This is a genomic window from Thermodesulfobacteriota bacterium, from assembly GCA_040755095.1.
Taxonomy (GTDB): Bacteria; Desulfobacterota; Desulfobulbia; order Desulfobulbales; family JBFMBH01; genus JBFMBH01.
On record JBFMBH010000134.1, the window covers coordinates 7,979 to 12,029 of the forward strand.

The following is a 4,051-nucleotide window of genomic DNA, read 5'->3' on the forward strand; positions in this document are numbered from 1 at the left end:
CCCCCCCCCCCCCCCCCCCCCCCCCCCCCCCCCCCCCCCCCCCCCCCCCCCCCCCCCCCCCCCCGCGGAGAGACACACCGGGGGTCCCGGCCTGGGCAAGCGCCAGGACGGATCGCATCGAAACTGAACAGCCATTCACTTCTGTGCGTCGCACTATAGAAGGGGGTCGGATGGGTGTCAAGGGAAATCGTTTACCCTTGTCCCATGCCCGGGACCAGAATGAGCGCTCAGTCAGACCCCACCGGCGCCGTGGACAGCCTGCCCCGGCGCCCCCCTGCCCCCTTGACAGGGACGAAAAACTGGACTAAAAAGTCCACTTTTCACACCGCAGCAGCACGGGCCGCACGGTCCGGTCCGGGATCTCAAGTGCAGTGCAGTCCTTTCAAGGAGAACGTCGTTGGCCAATCACAAATCAGCCCTCAAGAGGCACAAGCAGAGTCAGGCCCGCCGGACCCGCAACCGGGCCGGCAAGACCCGGGTCAAGAACGTGATCAAAGACGTCCTGACGGCGGTGGCCGAACAGGCCGCCGACAAGGCCCAGGCCGCCTTGCAGGCCGCCGTGCCGGCCATTGACCGGGCGGCGAGCAAGGGCTCCATCCACAAGCGCAACGCGGCCCGCAAGGTGTCACGACTGACCCGGCAGGTCAACGCCATCCTGAAGGAGCAGAGCCAGCCGGCCTGAAGGTCGGAGAACGGGACGGGACGCCGCGCGTCCGGAGTGTGCAGCCATGCCCGGAAGCCAAGGACCAGGCCAGGTGCGGTGGTGGCGCCCCAGCGATCGCTGAGGCGCCCGGCCTTGTTTTTCGTGACAGAGACGCAAGAAGCCATGGGCGAGATCCCATGGCTTTTTTTTTGACCTCGAGCGTGGCCCCGTGCCCTGCTTCGAGATTCGCACCATCTCTCGGGAGGTGACGCCGTGTACCAGCCAGCCCTGGACGAGTTCTGCCAGCTGGCCGCGCGGGCCGGCCTGGTGCCGGTGAGCCGCGAGGTCCTGGTGGACCTGGACACGCCCCTGGCGGTCTACGCCAAGGTGGCGGCCCAGGAGAGCCACGCCTTCCTCCTGGAAAGCCTGGAGGGCGGCGAGAAATGGGGTCGCTACTCCTTCATCGGCCTCTCCCCGCTGGCCCTCCTGGAGGCCCGGGGGGAGGAGATCACGGTGCAGCGCCAGGGCCAACAGGCGGTGGCCCGCGGCAACCCGCTGGCCGCCTTGGCCGAGCTGGTCGCCTCCTTCCGGGCCTGCCGGGAGCCGGGGCTGCCCCGCTTCTACGGCGGGGCGGTGGGCTTTCTCGGCTACGACCTGGTCCGCTTCCTGGAGCGACTGCCGGCGACCAGCCAGCCCTGGGAGGCCTTTGCCGATGCCTCCTTCATGATCCCCCGCACCGTCCTCATCCACGACAGCCTGCAGCAGAAGGTGACCGTGGTGGACTGCGTGGAGATCGGCGCCGGCGATGATCTGGCCGCGGCGTATCAGGCTGCCCAGGAGCGGATCGACCGCCTGGTGGAGCGGCTGCGCGGTCCGCTGCCGGCCGGGCTGGCCGGCAGCCCGGCGGCCGCCAGCCACACCTTCGCCGCCAACATGGATGAGGCGGCCTTTACCGCTATGGTGGAGCGGGCCAAGGAATACATCGTGGCCGGCGACATCATCCAGGTGGTGCTCTCCCAGCGCTTCCACACCGAGACCGACCTGCCCCCCTTCACCCTCTACCGGGCCCTGCGCCACATCAACCCCAGCCCCTACCTCTTCTTCCTCAAGCTGGGGGAGCGGGCCCTCATCGGCTCCTCGCCGGAGATCCTGGTGCGCCTCACCGATGACCAGGTGGAGCTGCGGCCCATCGCCGGCACCCGTCCCCGGGGCCGCAACGAGGCGGAGGACCGGGCCCTGGAGGCCGAGCTTCTGGCCGACCCCAAGGAGCGGGCCGAGCACCTCATGCTGGTGGATCTGGGCCGCAACGATGTGGGCCGGGTGGCGGCGCCGGGCACGGTGACGGTGGACGATCTTCTGGTCATCGAGCGGTACAGCCACGTCATGCACATCGTCTCCGGGGTGCGGGGCCGGCTGGCGCCGGGCAAGGACCAGTTCGACGTGCTGGCCGCCTGCTTTCCAGCCGGCACCGTGACCGGCGCCCCCAAGATTCGGGCCATGGAGATCATCGAGGAGCTGGAGTCCCAGCGGCGGGGGCCATACGCCGGCGCGGTGGGCTATTTCGGCTTCTCCGGCAACATGGATTTGTGCATCACCATCCGCACCATGCTCATGCACGGCCGCCACCTGTGGATCCAGGCCGGGGCCGGCATCGTGGCCGATTCCGTGCCGGCGCGGGAGTACGAGGAGACCATCAACAAGGCCAAGGGCCTGCGGCGGGCGGTGGAGCTGGCCGAGAGAGGGCTGTGAGGGACGGTCATGATCGTCATCATCGACAACTACGACTCCTTCACCTTCAATCTGGTGCAGGCCATCGCCGGCCTGGGCGCCCGGGTCGAGGTGTTCCGCAACGACCAGATCGACGTTGCGGGGATTGCCGCCCTGGCCCCGGCGCGCCTGCTCATCTCGCCCGGCCCCTGCACCCCGGCCCAGGCCGGCATCTCGGTGGCGGCCATCCGCCATTTCGCCGGCCGGCTGCCGATCCTGGGGGTCTGCCTGGGTCACCAGGCCATCGGCGAGGCCTTCGGCGGCGCGGTGGTGCGGGCCGGCCGCCTCATGCACGGCAAGACCAGCCCCATCATCCATGACGGCCGGGGGGTGTTCACCGGTCTCGCCAATCCCTTCGAGGCCATGCGCTACCATTCCCTGGTGGTGCGGGATGGAGACCTGCCGGACTGCCTGGAGGTCTCGGCCCGCTCCGACCAGGGCGAGCTCATGGCGCTCCGGCACCGCTCGCTGCCCATCGAAGGGGTGCAGTTCCATCCGGAGTCCATCATGACGCCAGCGGGCCAGGATCTGTTGCAAAACTTTCTGCGGCCGGACTATACCGCCCTTCTCCGGCCGTAGGGGAAGGGTTTGCGGGCCGCAGGGCAGCCTTCAGGAGGGAAGGTCATGATCAAAGAGGCGATCGGACAGGTGATAGACCGGCAAGATCTGAGCGAGGAGGCCATGCAGGCGGTGATGGAGGAGATCATGTCCGGCGCTGCCACGCCGGCCCAGATCGGCGCCTTCATCACCGCCTTGCGCATGAAGGGCGAGACCGTGGCCGAGATCACCGGCGCGGCGCGGGTGATGCGGGCCAAGGCCACCCGGATCCCGGTGGCGGCCGGTGACATTCTGGTGGACACCTGCGGCACCGGCGGTGATGCCACCGGCACCTTCAACGTCTCCACGGCCGCCGCCTTCGTGGTGGCCGGCGCCGGGGTGCGGGTGGCCAAGCACGGCAACCGCTCGGTCTCCAGCCGGTGTGGCAGCGCCGATGTCCTGGAGGCCCTGGGGGTCGACCTGGCCATGACGCCGGAGCGGGTGGGGGCGGCCATCGACCAGGTGGGGATCGGCTTTCTCTTCGCGCCGGCCCTGCACAGCGCCATGAAGCACGCCATCGGCCCCCGGCGCGAGATCGGCATCCGCACCATCTTCAACGTCCTGGGTCCCCTCACCAACCCGGCGGGCGCCAACGTCCAGGTGATGGGGGTGTACGCAAGTGAGCTGGTGGAGCCCATCGCCCAGGTGCTGGCCCGCCTGGGCTGCCGCCGCGCCCTGGTCGTCTGCGGGGAGGGGAATCTCGACGAGCTGACCGTCACCGGCGAGACCCTGGTGGCGGATGCCAGTGCCGAAGGGGTGCGCACCTTCCGGGTGACCCCGGAGGAGGTGGGCCTGGCCCGGGCCGGGCTGGCCGAGATCCAGGGCGGCGCCGACCCGGCCGAGGCGGCGGTCATCCTCAAGGCGGCCCTGGGCGGCCAGCCTGGTCCCCGGGCGGACATGGCCGTGCTCAACGCCGGCGCCGCCTTTCTGGCGGCCGGCCGGGCCGCCTCCCTGGCCGACGGCGTGACTCTGGCCCGGAAGACCATCGCCTCCGGCGCCGCCCTGGCCAAGCTGGAGGACCTGGTGGCCTTCGGCCGGGGCTGA

General features: G+C 70.1%; 4 protein-coding genes. All 4 read left to right on the forward strand.

The features are described 5' to 3' along the window. Positions 1-397: 397 nt before the first annotated feature. The 4 genes from rpsT to trpD all read left to right on the forward strand — a co-directional run bounded on the left by rpsT (position 398) and on the right by trpD (position 4,051). Positions 398-682 carry a 30S ribosomal protein S20 gene (gene rpsT / locus AB1634_16200; GenBank protein MEW6221056.1) on the forward strand — a complete coding sequence of 95 codons (285 nt, stop codon included), beginning with the start codon at positions 398-400 and terminating at the stop codon, positions 680-682. Between the two features lie 234 nt (positions 683-916). Continuing rightward, positions 917-2,392, forward strand: a complete 1,476-nt coding sequence (gene trpE, locus AB1634_16205; protein MEW6221057.1) for an anthranilate synthase component I — start codon at positions 917-919, stop codon at positions 2,390-2,392. Positions 2,393-2,401: 9 nt separating this feature from the next. Continuing rightward, the gene (locus AB1634_16210; protein MEW6221058.1) at positions 2,402-2,989 is read left to right on the forward strand and encodes an aminodeoxychorismate/anthranilate synthase component II; all 588 of its coding nucleotides are present in this window, start codon (positions 2,402-2,404) and stop codon (positions 2,987-2,989) included. 45 nt (positions 2,990-3,034) lie between these two features. Then, positions 3,035-4,051, forward strand: coding sequence for an anthranilate phosphoribosyltransferase (gene trpD / locus AB1634_16215; protein MEW6221059.1), 1,017 nt, complete (start codon positions 3,035-3,037; stop codon positions 4,049-4,051).

Excerpts from the sequence above, each read along its gene's own strand:
- trpD (MEW6221059.1), top strand. The coding sequence starts at position 3,035 with ATGATCAAAGAGGCGATCGGACAGGTGATAGACCGGCAAGATCTGAGC.
- AB1634_16210 (MEW6221058.1), top strand. The coding sequence starts at position 2,402 with ATGATCGTCATCATCGACAACTACGACTCCTTCACCTTCAATCTGGTG.